Origin of the sequence: Pseudalkalibacillus sp. A8, from assembly GCF_045920555.1 — a bacterium.
In the GTDB taxonomy this organism is placed as follows: Bacteria; Bacillota; Bacilli; order Bacillales; family Fictibacillaceae; genus Pseudalkalibacillus.
This window is the reverse complement of record NZ_CP174509.1, coordinates 2,946,875-2,966,422: the sequence shown is the minus strand read 5'-3', so window position 1 is coordinate 2,966,422 and position 19,548 is coordinate 2,946,875. Positions and strand designations below refer to the sequence as shown.

The following is a 19,548-nucleotide window of genomic DNA, read 5'->3' as shown; positions in this document are numbered from 1 at the left end:
AGGTATATCGATACATATTATTAGAATTACGATTAATCAACAAAAATAAAGGTAATTTAAAATATCACCATATTCTCTTCACACTTTCTTTACAACAACCTTTTAGAGTGGAAAGATAAATAACAAAGAGGATCAACAAATGAAGTTTAAATACAAACTAATTGGAAATATACTTCTTTCTACATCGCTCATATTAGCTGCCTGTGGTAATAATGAAAGTGAACAAGGTCAGAATGAAAATGAGGAAACGGAAAAAGACATGGACCACGGTAACATGGATCATTCAGGTTCTGGTGAAGTCCCAGAAGGTTTAAAAGAAGCGGATAACCCTAAGTATGAAGTAGGAAGTCAAGCTATCATCAAAACGGACCATATGGAAGGGATGAAGGGTGCTGAAGCGACAATTGTAGGTGCCTATGATACCACAGTATATACCGTTTCCTATACACCAACTACTGGTGGAGAAAAAGTGACAAATCATAAATGGGTAACTAAAAGTGAATTATCATCTGAATAAACATCTATTTTATAACAAAACAAAAAGCCAAGGCTGTCATAATATTCTTCTATGACAGCCTTTCATACTAATGAATTATTTAGAAAATTGTTTTATCACTTTCATTAGCTCTTCTATTGAATCATTACCGTGGCCTGATTTAATAGCATTGGAAACACATGATTTCGTGTGTCTTTCCATCAATGTTAATCCAACTTTTCTCAAAGCGGCATTTATAGCAGAAATTTGTACGATTACATCGACACAATAACGGTCTTCTTCTACCATTTTTTGAATCCCGCGAACTTGACCTTCTATTCGTTTAAGTCGATTGATGATTGCTTGTTTCTCTTCATTAAGACTATTGTCAAATTGAGGTTTCAATTCTATTTCTTGTTTGACCAACCTATCCCAATCCTTTCTGATCATAGGAGTCTTTCGTTATCTTATTTGATACAAATCGTTAAAGTCAATACGAATCCATTTTTTTTTATGATATTTATACCATAATATAGTAAACCTGAACAAATTATCCAATCCGATCGCTATCCAAACTCCTGTAATACCTAAATTTAAGGATATTCCAAGAAGGTAAACTCCAATGGTCCGGACAATCCAAATACCTACTGCAGTAACATACATAGGAAAAATTGTATTCCCTCCTCCCTGAAAGATTCCAGTAAGAACCAGTACAGCACCTAAAATAGGTTGTATGAATGCATCGATTTTCAATGCAATAGATATTTGCTCAATGACATTTGAATCATTTGTGAAAAAAGAGCCAATCCATCCGCCTGAATAAAATAATATTATACCAAATACGCTCATTATGATAACTGAGAGCAAAATGGTCAGTTTACCGTATTCTGTAGCTTCATTTTTATTGCCTGCACCTAGCTGTTGTCCAACTATGGTAGTACCTGCAGTTGCAAGCCCATATCCAACCATATAGGAAAAGATCTCAATGTTTCCCGCGATTGTATGGGCAGCAAATGTACTAGTTCCTAGTTGTACAACAAAACCAAAATATAATACTTGACCAATTCTCATGATGAGACGTTCTCCGGCTGCAGGAGACCCCAAAATAAGTAATTTCTTAAAAATATAAACATCTGGTTTCCAACCGAAGACCGGAAATTTTTCGAGTTTTTTTGATTTCGTGACAAAATAAAATAAAAATACAGAACCGATTACTCTTACGAATAAAGTTGCCAGTGCCGCTCCGACTAAACCAAGTGCTGGTATGAAGAAAAAGCCGAAAATCAGAACATAATCTAAAAACAAATGTATGATATTGATCCATATACTTACCTTCATCGGGGTCTTCGTATCACCAGTTCCCCTTAAAATACTACCAAGAACATACATTAATGATATTACGATGGAGGGTATGGCAACAATTTTAAAATAAACTTCGCTAGCATCCAGAACCTTTGTGTCTGCTCCTAATAAACTTAATAGTTCCCTGGAAAAGAGAAGTGTTATTATACCAAGAAAAATACCTAACAAAACGGATAATAGGATCGATTGCTGCGCAACTCTTTTTGCATTGACCTTATCATTGGCCCCTATAAACCGTGCAATATAGATATTTGCCGCCACTCCTAATGACATGAAAATCGCAAAGTAAACCTGTAAAACAGCATTAGTAACTCCAACTGCGGTAACTTCAATCAGACCTATGTTTGAAATAAAAAGAATATCAACAAAACCAATTATGCTCTGAAAAAAATTTTCCACTATTGCTGGTAAGGCAAGTGCAAGAATTATTCTAAGTTTTTTGGATACGGTAAGGTTCTCGGTTGTTAGCTCCATCTTTTATCAGTGAACTACCGTTTTTTTGTTTTCCTGAGGTTTAGAAACTTGAAAAGCTGAATCATCGAGGTGGCATGAAACAAAATGTTCACTTCCAACTTTTTTTAAGATGGGTTCAACTTGTTTGCATGTTAGGTGTTCATGGGGACATCTTGCTGCAAAGGGGCATCCTTTTTCAGTTAGAGTTGAATCTACTTCTCCATCTTGGATAATCGAATGACGGTTAGCGATGAAATGATTTAGGTCTTTAACGACTGAGACTAAAGCCTTCGTATATGGATGAGAAGGATTTTGAATTATTTTCCGTGTGGATCCGATTTCGACTATTTTCCCCTTATACATAACAGCAATCCTGTCACACATGTAACTGGCGGTAGCCAGGTCATGTGTGATGAATAACATGGTTAACCCCATTTTTTCCTTAAGGGAGTGAAGAATATTTAATATTCCAGCACGTACAGAAACATCTAACATAGATGTGGGCTCATCTGCAGCGATAAATTCTGGTTTTAAAATGATTGCTCTGGCAATTGCGATTCTTTGTCTCTGTCCCCCGCTTAATTGATGTGGATAGCGATACATATATTCTGAAGGTGGTTTAAGCTCTATTTCTTCCAAAACTTCAGATACCCGATCACATTTTGCTTTGAATGATAAATTTTTTTCATGTGCATTCAAAGGTTCCATTAAAATATCCAGTATTCTCATACCAGGATTCAAGGTGTCGTACGGGTCTTGAAAAATCATCTGCATCTTTTTCCTTATTTGATTTGTCTCTTTATCAGAAAGATCACAAAGGTTTTTACCACTAAACAGGATTTCTCCATCTGTCTCCTTGATCAGCCTCATGATCATTCGTAGAGTTGTTGTTTTTCCACATCCACTTTCTCCAATAATCCCTAAAGTTTCTCCTTTACGTATAGAAAAATTTACATTATCTACTGCATTGGCGTGTTTAACGCTCCGTTTTAAAAAGAAACCGGTTTTCTTAACAAATGTTTTCTTTAAATTTTTAACCTCTATTAAATTGCTATTCATTTTGGACAGCCTCCTCTAAAAAACACGCCGTATAATGATGCTTACCGACCTCTGTTAAGCCTGGTGATCCCATCTTGCATAGAACCATTGCATCTGGACACCTTGAATAAAATCTGCAGCCTTCTGGAGGAGAAATCAAATTCGGGACCGTTCCTGGGATTGATGTTACTTTTTTATCAAGTTGGCTTATATCTGGAGTTGCATTCAGTAATCCTCTGGTATATGAATGGCGAGGATTTTTTAAAATATCACTAGTATCTGCCCATTCGATAATTTTTCCTGCATACATGATAACAATTCGATCGCAAACGGCTGTAACCATAGGTAAATCATGGGAGATGAGTATGATAGAAAGATCCAGTTCTTGTTGAAGTTTCTTTAATAAAGCAATGATCTGCGCTTGGTTCAATACATCCAACCCTGTGGTAGATTCATCTGAAATGATAAGCTTTGGATTACATGACAGGGCCATCGCAATCGCCACTCTCTGTTTCATTCCTCCACTGAATTCATGAGGATATGCCTTCCACCTTTCCTGATCAATACCAACAAGTTCTAGAAGTTCTTTCGTTCGTGTTATAGCTTCTTTTTTTGTAACCGGTTCATGAATAAGAATTGATTCAATGATTTGATCTCCAATCGTGTAAACAGGGTTAAGGGCATTCATGGCACTTTGAGGGATCACAGAAATTTCTTTCCACCGTATATTCTCCAATTCTTTGTCACTTGCCTTGATTAGGTCTTTTTCTCCTAAGGTCACTTTTCCAGCCATGATTTTGCCGGGGTACTCTAATAGTCGTAATATCGATTGTGCAACAGTGGTTTTCCCGCATCCGGATTCACCGATAAGACCTAGCATCTCCCCCTTCCCAACCGAAAAGGATACATCATCGACCGCCTTTGCCGCACCTTTATCCGTTATATAATGTGCTGTGAGGTTTTCAACTTTTAAAATTGGTTCCATATTAGCGTTCCTTTCTCAATCGAGGGTTCAAGATTTCTTCCATGGAATAACCCGTAAATGCAAAACCTACTACTAGTGCGGTGATCAAAAGTCCAGGAGGTAATATCCACCATATCCAAGCATCTGTCAAAAACGCCCCTCTTGCTTGAGCGTAATAAAGGGTACTCCCCCAGCTCTTGCTGAATGGATCGCCGAGTCCTAGGAAACTTAATGATGCTTCAATCAGGATTGATTGGCTCGCTGCCATGACAAATTGTGAAAGTGCTATAGGTATTACCCCGGGAAGTAAATGTTTCCATAGTATTGTGGAGATTTTTGTCCCAATGGATTTTGCAGCTTCAACATATCCCTTGGTTTTCAAAGTAAGGACCTGGGAACGGATTACCCTGGCTGGACTTGCCCAGGTTAAAATACTGATGACTAATATGATGTTCCAAAAACTCGGTCCAATAAAAGCAGCTAATAAAATCATCAATGGTAAAAAGGGGATAACGAGGATTAAATCTACTAACCTCATTAAAAATGCATCAATTTTGCCTCCAAAATAACCTGCTATCATACCAACAAGACAACCAATGGAAATAGAAATAAAGGCGGCAATAATCCCAATTAGTAAAGAAATCCTAGTCCCGTAAATAAGTTCACTGAAAATATCCTGACCGACATCATTCGTCCCTAATAAAAAATTTTCACTAGGTGGCTGTAAGGGATGACCAATTCGAGCCATCGGATCATAAGGTGCAATCCATGGAGCGAACGCAGCGATCATAATAAATAATACAAGAATACCGATTCCTATCAGACCTAGGTTATTAGATATTAATACGTTCCAATAATGTTTCCATTTTTGTTTATCCATTATCTTTACCTACCTTCGGGTCTATAAGCGGATAAATGAGATCCGCTATTAAATTAGCTATGATGACACTGAATGTGATGATAAGAAAAGTTCCTTGGATGAGTGGATAGTCTCTACTTAATACAGCTTCAAACATTAGTCGGCCGACACCAGGGTAAGCGAATACCGTTTCTATCACGGTTGCTCCACCAAGCATGAATCCAAGGCTTAGCATGAAAACTGTAGCAACGGGTAGTAAGGCATTCCGCATGGCGTGACGATACATGATAAGTTTCTCTTTAACGCCTTTGGCTTTTGCCAACATGATGTAATCCTCTCCAAGGATATTCAACATGGAATAACGCATCGTCATAAAAGTTGTAGTAACGGAGATCAATATCATCGTTATCAGTGGTAAGGTAAGATGATGAGCCACATCCATGATTCTTCTCCAACCTTCGAAATTTGCCCATGAAGTCTCGCCACCGAATACGGGAAACCAACCTAGAGTGGACGCAAATATAGAGACCAGTATCATTCCGATCCAAAAGGAGGGCATAGCACTTAAAAACATGAATCCCGTCAATAGATTCACATCCGTTTTTGTTCCTCTTCTCCAGGATGAAATTGCTCCAAAAATGATACCTAATATTGTAGAAATCACTAGATTAAGACCAGTCAATAATAAGGTCCATGGTAATCGTTCTTCAATGAGATCGATGATCGGGACTTTCCGTTGATAGGAATACCCTAGATTTCCAGTAAAAGTGTTTTGTAGATATGTAAAATATTGAGAGGTAACAGAGTCGTTTAAGCCATATTTTTCAAGGATAGCAGCTTTTTCTTCCGAACTCATGAATCCGACATCTTCCCCTGCCAAAAAGACAAGAGGATTACCAGGCATTAGTCTAGGTAGCAGAAAATTCAACGTTAGAATAAGTAATATAACGAATGAGTACTGGAGTACTTTTGAGCCGATGTATTTTCCCTTTACCAATTGTATGTCCCTCCTATGAAATAAAATGGAAAACCCGCAAAAGCGGATTATCCATTTTATTTATTGTATTATGCGGTATAATCATCTTTATTCTTTGATCTCCTTTTAACTAAAAAGATTCCGCCAATTATAACAGCAACGATTACTAACAGAAGGATCAGAGGTGTATTATTCCCCCCTAGAGAAGAGTTGTCAATTTGTGTTTCCTTATCTGCTTTGCTTTGGTTCCCTTCCTTAGAAGATGTTCCGGTTCCATCTCCTTGAGCAGCTGGAACAAAGGACAGTTTATTCATAATCCCCTTTCCCAACTGAAATGCATAATCGTCAAATACATTTGGATTATATGCGTTAATAATTTCTTGATAGTAAAGTGTGACAAATGGAAATTCTTCTGCGACCAATTCCTGCATTTGCATTATGATATCTTCTCTCTTTCCTTCATCAACAGTGTCAGCTAGATTATTTGCCAATTCATCAAACTGTTCACTACTGAAACCTCCAATATTTACTGAACCAATGGCTGTATCAGAATGAAACAATTCTGTCATCCGATCAGGGAATAACTGCATCGTACTTGACCATCCCCATATTGCAAGATCAAAGTTACGCCCTTTGCTTACATCAAAGTCAGGCCAAACTAGTGAATCGACCGTGGTAGCATCCATAGCTCTTACTTCAGTTTTGATTCCAATATCGTTTAGCCATTCGGCTATGATTTCAGCAGTTCTTATCCGTAATGGACTACTCGAATAGACCAGAGATTGTAACTCTAGTGCTTCACCATTCTGACCTTCAACAAACCCATCTCCTGTTGTGTCCTTGAAACCCGCTGATTCCAAAATTTCTTTAGCTTTTTCTTTATCAGGTTTGAATTCCAAAGAATCATTGTAGAATTGTGAGGAAGGATGGATGAATCCGGGACTTCCTACTTCTGCATACCCAAGGGTGACGGTATCAACCAAGTATTGATTATCGATTGCATATGCAACAGCTTGCCGAAAGTCTTTATCATTCATAGGGTATTTCTCAGAATTAAATTGAAAGAGTGTAGTGGAATACCCCGGCCCTGTTTCTACCTTAAGATTTTGATTCGATTCAAATTCTTTGACAACTTCAGGTGTAAGACTAGAGGAAATACCATCAACTTCTCCTGCCTTGAGTGCGGTATACATCGCGGTAGTGTCTTCGATGATAGGGAAAATCAATTCCTTGGCAGCTGGGGTACCTTTAAAGTAATCTTGGTTGGCTTCCATTTTGTAATATTGTCCAGCTTTATATTCTACTAACTGGAATGGTCCGCTCCCGATAGCATTTTTAGCTTCGTCAGGATTGGATATTTCTTTCCATATATGTTCGGGTATGATTGGAAGATCAGCTAAGGGTTGAATCATGAAATTTGGATCGGGCTGCTTTAGTTTCATTACAAGTTTTGTATCACTTGATACTTCTAAGGAGTCGATATTTTTAAGAGGGTTTGTAAATCTTGATTTAGGATGTTCGAGGAAATAGTCAACTGTAAATTTTACATCATTTGCTGTAAAGGGTTCTCCGTCATGCCATTTCACATTTTCATGAAGAATAAACTCATAAGTAAGCTTGTCAGCACTTATATTGAATTCATCCACAAGCCAAGGTTGAGGAGAATTTTTTTCATCCAATTGAAATAATGTATCGTAAAGGAGATGGACCAATTCTAACCCTGGATAACCTGTTACATATGTATACGGGGTTAGTGTATTTTCATCTTTAGAGATTGCGATCTTCATCGTCTGTGCTTGTCCTTCTGCAGCATATGTGTAAAAAGGGATGGCTGAAAAAGTTACTAATAAGACCAGGATAGTGATAAACAATCGATTCATGAAAAAACCTCCTTTATTTTACTTAATCAACTCTTCCAAATGGAAGTTACCTTCTCTTCTATAGGCTTCTGCAAATGCAAAATGTCCATGAGTGGCGAGGCCATGATATACGTGGATGGCTTTATCTAGAACTCTATGGATCTCCTTGCCCTTTTCAAAATCATTTTTAATTTCAGAAAAACCAGGACACAAGACTTCTAGATCATCTTTGCTCAAAGCGCGTTCAAAATGTTTACCACTGAATTCCAATTGACTTTCGAGTACCTTCATAGCATTATCTTTTTTGCTCCATACAGAGGTAATATTGACTACAGTATTGGGATGATGTGGAGTCATGTAGTAGATTGTCGGTATAGGATGAGGGTCTAATCCGGTCTCTTCGTCCAGATAGAAATCTCTGCTTGCTAATGCAATTCCTTCTAAGATTAGAATCATTGCTTGTCTTCGATCTGGATCCAAATCGTGAAATGAATGTTCAGGATCTTGCGTAATGATGATATCGGGTTTCAGATTATCTGGGCAATTTTTTTCTTTGAATCGACACTAAGATCAACTTCCCCATATTGAAAATTTGTAAATTCAATACTTACACCTAACATTTCCGCTGCTTGTTGAATTTGCGGGCGGCTCTTTTCAGAACTCAGCATTATTGATGCGAAGGATTTTCCGCCGTTCAAAATATTTTTTGCTAATGCACCTCCGCATTCTACAACTTCCATTCCATAGACCGCTAAAAACAGTAACCTTTTTCCTTCTGCCATTACGCAACCAGCCTCCCTTTCTCAATCATATTACTCATACCCCCTATATGTATATTGAGGTTTAGTTTTATTGTAAAACGATACTATAGAAAATGTAAATAAAATATTTTTAATAGTCTGAAAGTTAGTATTATTATACTATTTATACAGACCAAATAACTTTCAAACCAAATTCTTGTAGTTCTTGTGATATTTGTTTAACATCTTCCTTTCTTACCTCAACATACAATTGCTGAAATGTGCTTAATTCGATTTCGGTATCATAACTTGAAAGGATCATTAACTGCTTTGGAGTCAGTTTCGCACCAAATTCTATACCTCCATTTACTGCGATCGTAACCTTCTGTATCGATAGCATTTTTATCCCTTTCCATATGTATATGATTGTTAAAATTAATATACTATACCTCTGTAGTGTATTCAATATAAAATATAGAATTTTCTGTATTTTCAATTTAAATATAAGTATAAAGGTTATTGCATAAATATCGCATTGATAATCATATAAATCAGTAAAATTGGTTTGGACAAAGTAGAGGGGTATTAACATGACAAATATCGTATTGTTCCTTTTTATAATAGTAATCGGAATCTCATTAATTATATTCGGTTTAACCTTTTACCATCGGAAGGAGATCTCCTGTATGACTGGTAAAATGGTATCGATGACGCTGGGCATGGGTGTTGGGTTAACTATAGGACTGATATTGGGGATTCTATATTCCGGAAACCTGTTTTATTCTACAGTTTTAGGAGTGATTGTTGGTATAACAGTAGGGATCCTTTCGGGTATCCCCTTAGGTTTAATGGCGGTTTTAGATGGTATACTATCTGGCACAATGGGGGGAATGATGGGGGCCATGTTAGGTGAAATGATTGCCCCTGAATATAGAGATGCTGCCGTAAAGATCATGATTATAATCTTTGTAGGTATGATGATGATCCTATGTCTCCTGCTACAACAGAGTACAAATGGTAAATTTATGTCTATTCTTAAAAATCCGATTAGCATCATATTGATTTTCGGATTGATTTTCTTAAGTTTCGAATACACAGAGTCTTTTTTTTCAGCAGGTCCCGAATTAAACAACCAAGGACAGCATCATGATGACAATGAAACAAAACATTCCAAAACAATATTAATAAAAGCAAATGAGTATAATTTTTCACCTGTTGATATCAAGATTGAAAAAGGACAAAGTATTTCAATCCTGTTTGAAAATATTGGCGAGGTAGAACATGACTTTGAGATTGTTGGGCTTGAAGCCGATACTTCACCATACGGCCATCATCACTCACAACAGGCAAATCCCGTACATGTACATGCAAAACCTGGTGAGGAAAAAAATTTCCTATTCACTCCTCTGGAATCTGGTACGTTTCGATTTATCTGCACAATTCCTGGTCATGAAGAGTCTGGCATGAGTGGCACGATTGAAGTGTTTTAAGCACAAAATAAACATAAAAAGCCCCCCTTGTTCAAAGGGAGGCCACTGAAGAACTGTCTGTTTTTAAAAATTTCACTTGGTTTCTCACGAAAAACAGCTGTTTCGGATTCATTTTTCACCGAAACAGCTGTTTTTTTGAAACGAGACGGAATATCTTGCCCCTTTTTATTTCATCAGCTTTTGGATTCTTTTTAAATTAACAGCGAAGATTGCCATCGCACCTTGTATATGCATACCTTCAAGACCCGAAGATGAGGCTACCTCATATCCGTGTCTATGCTTTAATTCACTATTCTTTGCCTCGATCTTATATCGCTGCTTAGCCTTTTCTTTAAACTCCTCACTATTTTGGTATTCAAGTTGGTTCGTATGTTCTGCCGATTTTATACTTACGGAATACGTTTTCGTTTTCGCCCCCGGTGTATAACAACCGTCTCTTAATGAGCATCGTTTACACTTTTCCACATCAAAATAATACGTCATCTTCTGGTTCTTACTCTGGTTTTTCTTTCCTTGTTTCGCTTTTCGAATCGCCATATGACCTACGGGACACACATACATACCTGCGTCCTTATTGAACTCGAATTCATCCTCTTCTTTACGGTTTCCATGAGAAACGGTGGGGTTCAGTTTCGCCACTCATTTTATCTGGTGATCAGAAATATATTTCAGGTTGTCCTTCTCGGAATAAGCAGTGTCCCCAATAATGGTGTCGATGTCCATACCACATTCTTTACTTTTTTGAATCAAGGTTTCGAGTTGTTTCCCATCATTTTTTTCTCCTGTTGTAACTGTCGCTGCGGTAATAATGCGCTCTTCACTCATCGCCAGGTGGGTCTTATACCCAAAGAATGAGGAGTCCGCTGATTTGTGGCCAACACACGGGCGTCAGGGTCCTCGGAGTGTTCAAGGAACTCGATGTCATCCTCCACAGTTTCCTTTAAGAGGTTCAGAGGTTCTTTCACTCTGGGGTATTCTTTCAACGTGGGTTCTTTGTCGATTACCTCAACAAGCTTTTGAGTATAATCGATTTCGGCTTCAATTGTATCCGCTTGGGGCTTTTTCGGGAACTTTTCTTTCATGGATTCATCAATCGAATAGATCTCTTTTCGAACCTTTTTGGATCGATTACGGAGTATTTCTTGCGGTGTCAGTTGATTGTACTTCGCTTTCGTATGAGTGGCGTCCACAATGATTGATTTGGATTGAATGATGTTTTTTTCAATAGCGATCTCGACCGTTTTTCCAATCAAAAGATCAATAAGATCATTGTCTTTTAAACGTTTACGGCGAAAATGCGTCAATAAACTGGAATCAATAACCTCATCTTCCGGCGCCATCTCCAGAAAGAACTTAAAAGACATGTCAACCCGTGCACGATCCACAAGGTCCGCGTCGGATAACTTATAAATCGTTTTTAAGAGAAGGTATTTGAACATACGAATCGGATGCACGGCGTTTCGTCCGTTATCATGGCAATACTTATTTTTCAACTCATGGTAGACAAATGAAAAATCAACAAGTTCGTTGATTTGTCTTAGTAAATGATCTTCTGGAATAATGGCATCATATAACCCTGCATAATCACTTAGGTTCATCGACAGTTGACGTTCAATCATCCAATCCCTCACTTTTATGTATTACCTTAATTGTAAAGGAAATCAGCCATCTTTCTTCCAATAACGGAAAAAAGATGGGCTGATATTTAAAATATTGGACTTTTTCAGTGGCCTCGTTCAAAGGGGGGATGAGTACCATTATTTAATAATGTTAAAAGATCAAACCCAATAGGTGATAGTATCTAATAACCCTAGGATTAGGATGATCAATCCTGCAATTCGTTGAAGAATGAGCCCGACTTTACGACTGAACTTCAATACCTTACCACTGACACCAAAATACCACATTAAAAAAATTACAAGAAGAATCGGAATCGAGGTTCCGATAGCAAAGACTGATGGTAATACAGCACCATACGAGCTACTGCATTTATTAAGGGATCATAGAAGAATCTCGTAAGTGATGTGAACAGATCATACATAATTAACAACCAGCCTTTTGACTCGTTTACTATATAACAGAAATACTATAAAATTATTCAGGCTTATTATCAGCTTCCGGGTCTGGAGTAAAATCAGGTTTAAATCCTTTATAATTGATTTGCGTCACCATTCCAGCAGTAGCATGGTGTAGGTCGTGACAATGGAACATCCAATTCCCTGGATTATTAGCCTTAAATGCAACAATGTATTCTTCTCCGGGTTTCAAATTAAGTGTATCTTTCATAATAGGAGCACCCGAAATCGTTTTCTCGTTTTTACTCAACACTTGGAAGAAATGTCCATGAAGGTGCATGGGATGGTCATCTTTTTTTGAGTTATTTTTAAGTTTGACTTTTACTAAATCTCCTTTTTGAACATTGATTTTTTCAGTATCCGGCCATGTTCGGTCATTGATTGTGAATACTGATTCAGAATCTCTTACTTTTGTATTTAGATCCATCGTGTATTCAATATCATATTGTTGATTCAAATCAAACAAAGCCTTTCCAGACCCCCCATATTTCGTGATATCCAATGTTTGTAGGTTTTCTGTCATGTTTGATTGATCGTCTTTTGTATCATTTCCTTCGTATTCAATAAATGTTCTCATTCCTTTAGCTGCTTCATCACTGTCATGCGATTCAAGGAACCATTTCCCAGGATTATTAGCTATAAATTCGATGTCATAACGTTCACCTGGGGCAATCGGTATCGTTTGGTCTTTAATTGAAGCTGGATTTTCTATTGGTTGCCCATCTGATGCCACAACTTTAAATTCATGACCATGCAAGTGGATATTGTGGGATATAAAACCTGCATTCACCAGTCGGATCCGAACTTTTTCACCTTTTTTCACTTTCAATGGTTTTACTGACTCTCCACTTTTACCATTTACTGTATAAAGGTCATACATGCTCATGTCATGCCCCCCAACTCCATTTTCCGATTGGCTATGCTCATCTGAAGAATTGGTACCATTCATGTCCATACCGGAATGGTCCATACCTTCCATATCCTCACTCATTCCACTATTGCTCATCCACTCGTCTAATACAAGTGTATAATCACGGTCAGGTTTTTCATTGTCGTCTTTTTGTTCAACAATAAATGCTCCGTACAACCCTTTGTCTACCTGGCTTGCCCCGTCTTGGTGTGAGTGATACCAATACGTTCCGGGTACATCAGCTGTGAAAGTATATTCGAATGTGTCCCCTGGTTGTACAGCATTCATGGTGACACCAGGGATACCATCCATCTTGTTTGGAACAGGTAACCCATGCCAATGGATGGAAACTGGTTCGGGTAACTCATTTTTCAAATTGATGGTCAGTTTTTCCCCTTCTTTAACACGTATTTCAGAACCAGGAACTGATCCATTAAAAGTCCAAACTGGCAAACTTTTAGCCTCATTGACTTCCAAGGATCCTTCTTTTGCAGAAATAGTGAATTTATTCTCGTTGATCACTTTTACTTCATTAGTAGTTGACGCAGTCTTCTCACTTGTTTGTCCCATATTGTTCATTTCATGACTGTCATGTTCACTTGATGGGCTATTTGAACACGCAGCTAGAATGAAAAATATAAACACTGGAATTCCATTTTTCAGTATTTTCAAGATAATCACCTTCTTAGTAAGGATTTATTTTAGAACAAGTTTACAAGGAAAGTGTGAAGAAATGATGTATTTTGAGTAGCTAAAATAGAAATAAATCAATTATCAACTCTATTATTCTTGATATCTCTATTCGTTTTCCTAGAAACTCTTCGATAAGTAATTAAAATCATACCTATAATAATTAATACCAAACTTGAACCATTATGGAGTTGGTTTAATAACAATAACCTGGTATAAAAATGTTTTGTAAATTAAATATCAATTAATTTGCCAGTTGAAATCATGTTGTTTTAAAGCTCCTTTTTTACTATAAATTGAGTAAATTTTTGTACTCTTTATTTTCTTGTTAAATACATTAAAGTTAAATAAAGTACTCCGAAAGTTATTATTAAAGTAAGGCTGAATGTAATAATTGTTGATACCAATTCATCATTATTATGTTGCTCGGAGTTCTCATTTCCAAGTGCTGGATAAGCTGTCATTATAAACAAAAGAAAAGTGAATGGAATTATTCTGAAAATAAACTTATCCCCTTTCTATAAAATCCTAAAAGATACTATACAGAAAAATTATGTAGAAAGTATGTAATCGCCTTTTTTTATTTTTTTTAAAAATAAAAAGAGCTCAGTCATAACTGAACTCTAAAATATTGCCTTTATAAAACATAATGAAAAAATCATAATGCGACTAGCTTTTTACATTCCTCTGCACAGTCGAAACAAGCCTCCGCGCATTTTTGACAATGCTTATGGTCATGCTTCTTACATTCCGTCCCACATCTTTCCATATTTGTGCACATACATTATCAAGTTCAGAATAAAACGGAGTGTCTCTGGCCAGAGATTGTTCGAGAAATGAACAAATCTCCCCACATTCCCTATCCAGGCGAATACATTCAGCCATCATCTTTACATTATCTTCTTTTAGACATGCATCATAACAATGGTTACATGCGAGGATACATTCATTTAAACTTCGATCAAAGATTGATAGTTTTCATGGGACATAATACAGACCTTCTATTGATTATCATTCTTTTAAATTCTTAAATATTTCAAAATTTCTTCCATTGTGAGATAAGGAAATATGACTTTCAAGATGTTCTCCTTTTAGTAGCCGTTGAACTAACTCTTTCCCAGATTCAGATGTCATATATTGATACCATACTCCGTCGGGGTAGGTGATAACGGTTGGGCCACGTTTGCATTGACCATTACACAAAGTCTTGGTAGTATGAATGGTTTTAGTTAGTCCTAATGCCTTAATTTCCTCACGGATAGCATTCGTAACATCTTCAGCCCCGTTTTTCGTACAGCTTTTACCATTGCAAAGCAATATATGTTTCTCAGCTCCGTTCAACCCTATGGACCTCCTTATTAATAAAATGGTTGTTTCAACCAATTCACGTAAAGATCAGAATTGTTTTTATTTCATGGTTAATGCAATCTACTTAAGCTTAATCCTTTGTAGTCTAAGGGCATTCAGAACAACAGATACAGAGCTGAATGCCATTGCGGCACCTGCAACCCATGGTGCAAGAAATCCGATTGCAGCGATAGGAATCCCAAGACTGTTGTATGCAAACGCCCAGAATAAATTTTGTTTAATGTTTTTGATTGTCATCTTACTCAAATAAATAGCATCAGCTATGCTATTCAGGTCTCCACGGATCAGGGTAATATCTGCTGCTTCCATGGCTACATCTGTACCGGTTCCGATCGCCATGCCGATATCAGCAGTTGCAAGTGCAGGAGCATCATTGATTCCATCCCCTACCATCGCAACCTTCTTCCCTGCTTTTTGGAGTTTCTTGACCTCTTCCGCCTTGCCTTCTGGTAACACTTCGGCTATTACATGATCTATACCGACACTTTTGGCTATGGCTTTTGCGGTCTGGGTGTTGTCGCCTGTAATCATCACCACGTCCAAGCCCATTTCTTTCAGCCGTGTAATCGCATCTTTTGAAGTTTCCTTAACCGTATCGGCTACAGCTATAATTCCTGCGAATGCATTGTCAATCGCAACGAGCATTGCTGTTTTCCCCTCTTTTTCGAGGGCTTCCATCTCGGACAATTGATTATTGATATCGATATTTCCTTTTGCCATAAGCTTCCGAGTGCCGATCAATAAGTTTTTGCCTTCTATACTCGATTGGACACCGAAACCAGGGATCGCTTCAAAGGATTCAGAATTACCCAAATCGATACCTTTTTCCTTAATTCCTTCTACAATCGCTTCTGCAAGTGGATGTTCGGAATTTCTTTCAGCGGCACCCACTAGCTTTAAAAATTCTGTTTCATCCATTTTATCTGCTAAGATTACATCTGTAAGGATAGGTTTACCATTTGTAACAGTACCTGTCTTATCAAGGATAATGGCATCCAAACGATGGGTGGTTTCTAGATGTTCCCCACCTTTGAATAAAATACCGTATTCCGCAGCACGTCCTGATCCAGCCATGATTGATGTTGGTGTTGCTAACCCTAAGGCACAAGGACAAGCAATGACTAAAATTGCAATTAATTTTTCAAGGGCTTCTGCAAAATCCCCTGGAGCGACCATGAAATACCAGACGAGAAAAGTTACAAATGCGATACCGACGACAATCGGTACAAAAACCCCTGAAATGCTGTCTGCTAAGCGCTGGATTGGCGCTTTTGATCCTTGTGCTTCTTCCACTACCTTGATAATCTGAGCTAATGCGGTATCTTTACCTACTTTTGTCGCTTTGATTTTTATAAACCCATTTTTATTTATGGTAGATCCGATGACTGTATCACCAATCGTCTTATCAATCGGAATACTTTCACCAGTGATCATAGATTCATCGAGAGCAGATCTTCCCTCGATGATTTCCCCATCCACAGGGACTTTTTCTCCAGGTTTTATATAGACGATGTCCCCAGTGATAACATCTTCTATAGAAATGTTGATTTCTTGCCCATCCCGTACAACCGTAGCTGTCTTTGCCTGTAAGCCCATCAATTTCTTTATCGCTTCAGACGATCTTCCTTTGGCTTTTGCTTCAAAAAGTTTACCCAAAATGATAAGGGTGATGAGTACGGCACTGGTTTCAAAATAGAGCTCCACCATATGTGAATCCGAACCGATAGAAGCGATGCTTAAATAGATACTGTAAAAGTAAGCTGCAGATGTACCAAGGGCAACAAGCACATCCATGTTTGCGCTTTTATTTCTTAATGCCTTATATGCACCTATATAAAATTGTCCACCGACCAAAAACTGAACAGGTGTCGCCAGCGCCATTTGTACCCAAGGATTCATGAACATTTCTGGCAACCATATGAATGAGGTGAATTCAAAGTGACTGACCATCGCCCATAACAAGGGGATCGATAGTATTGCTGAGAATATGAACTTCCCTTTTTGCTTTTGGATCTCCATTTCTCTTTGATCAGTCTGTTCCGAACGTTCATCTTCTTTTAATGTTAAGGAATATCCAAGTTTTTTGATTACATCCTTCATTTCCTTAGTAGTTACAGAATCAGGATTATAGTCAATTCGTGCTGTTTCTAACGCAAAATTGACCGTTGCCTCCGTTACACCTTCTATTTTGTTCAGGCGTTTTTCGATTCGATTTGCACATGCGGCACATGTCATCCCCGAAACATCAAATTCTGCTTTTTCACTAACCAGCTTATACCCCAATGTTTCTACTTTATCCTGGAATTTTTTAATATCCGCTTTTTCGGAATCATACTTTATACTGGATTTCTCAAGAGCAAAGTTGACATTTGCATCCTGAACCCCATCGATCTTTTTTAATCCTTTCTCAATTCGTATAGCACATGCGGCGCATGTCATCCCTGATATCTTTAGATTTGTTTCTTTCATAACTCCCATTTGTTTCACTCCGATCCCTATACCGTGTAGGGGTATATTTTTTTCTTAAAATGAATCGTGCTGGAGTTTCAGCACGATTCATTTACCTTTGGATTTAATGACAACTTGTTGTTTCAACCTCATAGCCCGATTCTTCAATTTCAGTCATTATCTCATTTAAAGGAATGGTTTGGGAATCAAAAGAGAGATCTACTGTTCCCTCATTAAGATTCACCTTAACAGATGTGACTCCGTTTAATTTCCCTATATTCCCTTCGATTGTTTTTACACAATGTCCACAAGACATTCCAGAAACTTTCAAAGTTTTGTGTTCCATGATTGATTACCTCCATTAAATTTTATTTGAAGCTATTAACAATATACGATACCCCCCTATAGTATGCAATAGGCAAAAAGACATTTTTTCAAAATTTTTTTATGAGATACGAAAAGCCATTTAGAAACATAAGAACCAACTAAGTATCAATATCTCTTTTCGCACTTATATCTCCCCTTCACCTCATCATGTATATTGCAAATTTATAGTATGTAGGGGGCTTTAATTCGATAAATGTCCCCTTTTCTTGAATCACGCTTCAATTATGGCTACGTCTTTTTAGGACTCTTTCTTGCTTCTTTCGCCACCCGTATCGGGTCAACTTCAATTCATGGATTTTCCAGAGCGTTTCTCGATGAAACAATTCCGGACGAAAAGAAGCGCCATTATTTTACACTTATTAAAGAACAAACCGAGCGAATGATCAAGCTCGTAAATGATCTTCTTGATATGGCGCGAATGGAAGCCGGGCAGTTGAAAATACAGCCTGTCATCTTTAATTTATCCGAGATGGTTCGCCAAGTCGTGGCTCGTATGGAACCTGAATTTGTGAAAAAACAAGTTAATGTGGAATTGATTACTGAAAAAGCAAAAGACATCCAAGTATTCGCCGATCCAGATCGAATTGATCAAGTCATCGTTAATTTGATTCAAAATGCAGTACAATTTTCCTCGTATGGCAGTTCCATCGAAGTGATTTTGAAAAAAGAAGAACATGCGGCCATTTCGATTCGAGATTATGGATCTGGGATTAGACAAGAGGATATAGAATTTATGTGGGAACGATTTTATAAAGCGAATAAAGCACGAACCCAAAAAACAGGTGCTGGACTTGGTTTGTCTATTGTTAAGTATATTTTAGATCTTCATCAATCCGATATTCTAGTGGAAAGTGAAGTAGGAAGAGGCACCACCTTTACTTTCAAACTCCCGATACCTCGTAAAGAATCAGAACACTATGAAAAATAGTTATCTCTGTGCCATTTTTCCATAAAACAGCAATATACTGAATTAATGAGGTACGTTCGGAACTTTAGACCCTAATATGATAACCAAACAGAAAATAGAAAAGGTTATAGTAATATAACAGGTTCTGTTTTGAGTTACAAAAACGGAATTCGTAGTCTAAATCGCAAGGTAAGGTGAATCCCACAAGAATTCACACATAAATTCAAAGCAAAAAGAGCTTGGGACCTCATTAACTAAACCGTGATAGTCTCAACCTCACATTACTCGTCTCAAACTAATATGCCTCATTAAGCTCTTTAAAAAGAGTTCTGACCCCATGGTCTCTTATGTTGTATTAACAGATAAATGGAAAGAGAAATACGAAGAATCTAAACTATTTTCCTATAAATTATATGAGTATATGGAAAGCTTCAGAGAAGTTTCAAGTGTGAACTAAAAGTTTGTAAAATCAGTTGAAATTTTATCAGGAATCAACAGACTGCAAAAACGATGCGAGATGGAGTTAATGGAGATAGCGGATTTTGCG

The 19,548-nt window shown here is 37.5% G+C and carries 16 protein-coding genes and 3 pseudogenes; 3 read left to right on the top strand and 16 right to left on the bottom strand.

Annotation, left to right across the window (positions count from 1 at the left end; genetic code table 11):
- Positions 1–139 precede the first annotated feature (139 nt).
- Positions 140–508: pseudogene (locus ACJROX_RS15185) on the top strand (YdhK family protein); the annotation flags it as partial.
- Positions 509–592: 84 nt separating this feature from the next.
- Here ACJROX_RS15185 and ACJROX_RS15180 read toward each other — a convergent pair.
- The 10 genes from ACJROX_RS15180 to ACJROX_RS15135 form a co-directional block, all read right to left on the bottom strand.
- Complete coding sequence (locus ACJROX_RS15180; RefSeq protein ID WP_408011503.1) at positions 593–901, bottom strand: metal-sensing transcriptional repressor; 309 nt, start codon at positions 899–901, stop codon at positions 593–595.
- 36 nt (positions 902–937) lie between these two features.
- Complete coding sequence (locus tag ACJROX_RS15175; RefSeq protein ID WP_408011502.1) at positions 938–2,311, bottom strand: MATE family efflux transporter; 1,374 nt, start codon at positions 2,309–2,311, stop codon at positions 938–940.
- A gap of 6 nt (positions 2,312–2,317) precedes the next feature.
- A complete protein-coding gene (locus ACJROX_RS15170; protein WP_408011501.1) occupies positions 2,318–3,349 on the bottom strand; it encodes an ABC transporter ATP-binding protein in 1,032 nt (343 codons plus the stop codon).
- Positions 3,342–4,313 carry an ABC transporter ATP-binding protein gene (locus tag ACJROX_RS15165; RefSeq protein ID WP_408011500.1) on the bottom strand — a complete coding sequence of 324 codons (972 nt, stop codon included), beginning with the start codon at positions 4,311–4,313 and terminating at the stop codon, positions 3,342–3,344. The genes ACJROX_RS15170 and ACJROX_RS15165 overlap by 8 nt, the downstream gene beginning before the upstream one ends.
- 1 nt (position 4,314) lies before the next feature.
- Entirely contained in the window at positions 4,315–5,172 is an 858-nt protein-coding gene (locus tag ACJROX_RS15160) for an ABC transporter permease (protein ID WP_408011498.1), read from the bottom strand.
- Positions 5,165–6,148 carry an ABC transporter permease gene (locus ACJROX_RS15155; protein WP_408011497.1) on the bottom strand — a complete coding sequence of 328 codons (984 nt, stop codon included), beginning with the start codon at positions 6,146–6,148 and terminating at the stop codon, positions 5,165–5,167. Before ACJROX_RS15155 ends, ACJROX_RS15160 begins: the two co-directional genes overlap by 8 nt.
- Before the next feature lie 68 nt (positions 6,149–6,216).
- Positions 6,217–8,007 (bottom strand): ABC transporter substrate-binding protein, encoded by a 1,791-nt coding sequence (locus ACJROX_RS15150; protein ID WP_408011496.1) that lies wholly within the window; start codon positions 8,005–8,007, stop codon positions 6,217–6,219.
- 18 nt (positions 8,008–8,025) lie between these two features.
- Positions 8,026–8,466 (bottom strand): hypothetical protein, encoded by a 441-nt coding sequence (locus tag ACJROX_RS15145; protein ID WP_408011495.1) that lies wholly within the window; start codon positions 8,464–8,466, stop codon positions 8,026–8,028.
- A gap of 47 nt (positions 8,467–8,513) precedes the next feature.
- Entirely contained in the window at positions 8,514–8,768 is a 255-nt protein-coding gene (locus tag ACJROX_RS15140) for a hypothetical protein (protein ID WP_408011494.1), read from the bottom strand.
- Between the two features lie 142 nt (positions 8,769–8,910).
- A complete protein-coding gene (locus ACJROX_RS15135; RefSeq protein ID WP_408011493.1) occupies positions 8,911–9,126 on the bottom strand; it encodes a hypothetical protein in 216 nt (71 codons plus the stop codon).
- A gap of 286 nt (positions 9,127–9,412) precedes the next feature.
- Here ACJROX_RS15135 and ACJROX_RS15130 point away from each other — a divergent pair, with 286 nt between their 5' ends.
- A complete protein-coding gene (locus tag ACJROX_RS15130) occupies positions 9,413–10,216 on the top strand; it encodes a cupredoxin domain-containing protein (RefSeq protein ID WP_408011492.1) in 804 nt (267 codons plus the stop codon).
- 165 nt (positions 10,217–10,381) lie between these two features.
- On the opposite strand, the pseudogene ACJROX_RS15125 reads toward ACJROX_RS15130, so the two are convergent.
- The 6 genes and pseudogenes from ACJROX_RS15125 to copZ all read right to left on the bottom strand — a co-directional run bounded on the left by ACJROX_RS15125 (position 10,382) and on the right by copZ (position 18,053).
- Positions 10,382–11,835, bottom strand: a pseudogene (locus ACJROX_RS15125) (IS1182 family transposase).
- Between the two features lie 475 nt (positions 11,836–12,310).
- Positions 12,311–13,876 carry a multicopper oxidase family protein gene (locus tag ACJROX_RS15120; RefSeq protein ID WP_408011674.1) on the bottom strand — a complete coding sequence of 522 codons (1,566 nt, stop codon included), beginning with the start codon at positions 13,874–13,876 and terminating at the stop codon, positions 12,311–12,313.
- Between the two features lie 673 nt (positions 13,877–14,549).
- Positions 14,550–14,880 (bottom strand): annotated as a pseudogene (locus ACJROX_RS15115) (four-helix bundle copper-binding protein).
- A 22-nt stretch (positions 14,881–14,902) separates the two neighbouring features.
- Positions 14,903–15,232, bottom strand: coding sequence for a (2Fe-2S) ferredoxin domain-containing protein (locus tag ACJROX_RS15110; RefSeq protein WP_408011491.1), 330 nt, complete (start codon positions 15,230–15,232; stop codon positions 14,903–14,905).
- 87 nt (positions 15,233–15,319) lie between these two features.
- Positions 15,320–17,737: a heavy metal translocating P-type ATPase gene (locus ACJROX_RS15105; protein WP_408011490.1), complete on the bottom strand. Its 2,418-nt coding sequence runs from the start codon at positions 17,735–17,737 to the stop codon at positions 15,320–15,322.
- A gap of 94 nt (positions 17,738–17,831) precedes the next feature.
- Positions 17,832–18,053, bottom strand: a complete 222-nt coding sequence (gene copZ / locus ACJROX_RS15100; protein WP_408011489.1) for a copper chaperone CopZ — start codon at positions 18,051–18,053, stop codon at positions 17,832–17,834.
- Positions 18,054–18,287: 234 nt separating this feature from the next.
- Here copZ and ACJROX_RS15095 point away from each other — a divergent pair, with 234 nt between their 5' ends.
- On the top strand, positions 18,288–19,022 hold the full coding sequence (locus tag ACJROX_RS15095; RefSeq protein WP_408011488.1) for a sensor histidine kinase: 735 nt from the start codon (positions 18,288–18,290) through the stop codon (positions 19,020–19,022).
- The last annotated feature ends 526 nt before the right edge of the window (positions 19,023–19,548 follow it).

Coding starts and splice junctions, on each gene's coding strand:
- ACJROX_RS15175 (WP_408011502.1), bottom strand. CDS start 2,311: ATGGAGCTAACAACCGAGAACCTTACCGTATCCAAAAAACTTAGAATA.
- ACJROX_RS15170 (WP_408011501.1), bottom strand. CDS start 3,349: ATGAATAGCAATTTAATAGAGGTTAAAAATTTAAAGAAAACATTTGTT.
- ACJROX_RS15165 (WP_408011500.1), bottom strand. CDS start 4,313: ATGGAACCAATTTTAAAAGTTGAAAACCTCACAGCACATTATATAACG.
- ACJROX_RS15160 (WP_408011498.1), bottom strand. CDS start 5,172: ATGGATAAACAAAAATGGAAACATTATTGGAACGTATTAATATCTAAT.
- ACJROX_RS15150 (WP_408011496.1), bottom strand. CDS start 8,007: ATGAATCGATTGTTTATCACTATCCTGGTCTTATTAGTAACTTTTTCA.
- ACJROX_RS15140 (WP_408011494.1), bottom strand. CDS start 8,768: ATGGCAGAAGGAAAAAGGTTACTGTTTTTAGCGGTCTATGGAATGGAA.
- ACJROX_RS15135 (WP_408011493.1), bottom strand. CDS start 9,126: ATGCTATCGATACAGAAGGTTACGATCGCAGTAAATGGAGGTATAGAA.
- ACJROX_RS15130 (WP_408011492.1), top strand. CDS start 9,413: ATGACTGGTAAAATGGTATCGATGACGCTGGGCATGGGTGTTGGGTTA.
- ACJROX_RS15105 (WP_408011490.1), bottom strand. CDS start 17,737: ATGGGAGTTATGAAAGAAACAAATCTAAAGATATCAGGGATGACATGC.
- copZ (WP_408011489.1), bottom strand. CDS start 18,053: ATGGAACACAAAACTTTGAAAGTTTCTGGAATGTCTTGTGGACATTGT.
- ACJROX_RS15095 (WP_408011488.1), top strand. CDS start 18,288: ATGTCCCCTTTTCTTGAATCACGCTTCAATTATGGCTACGTCTTTTTA.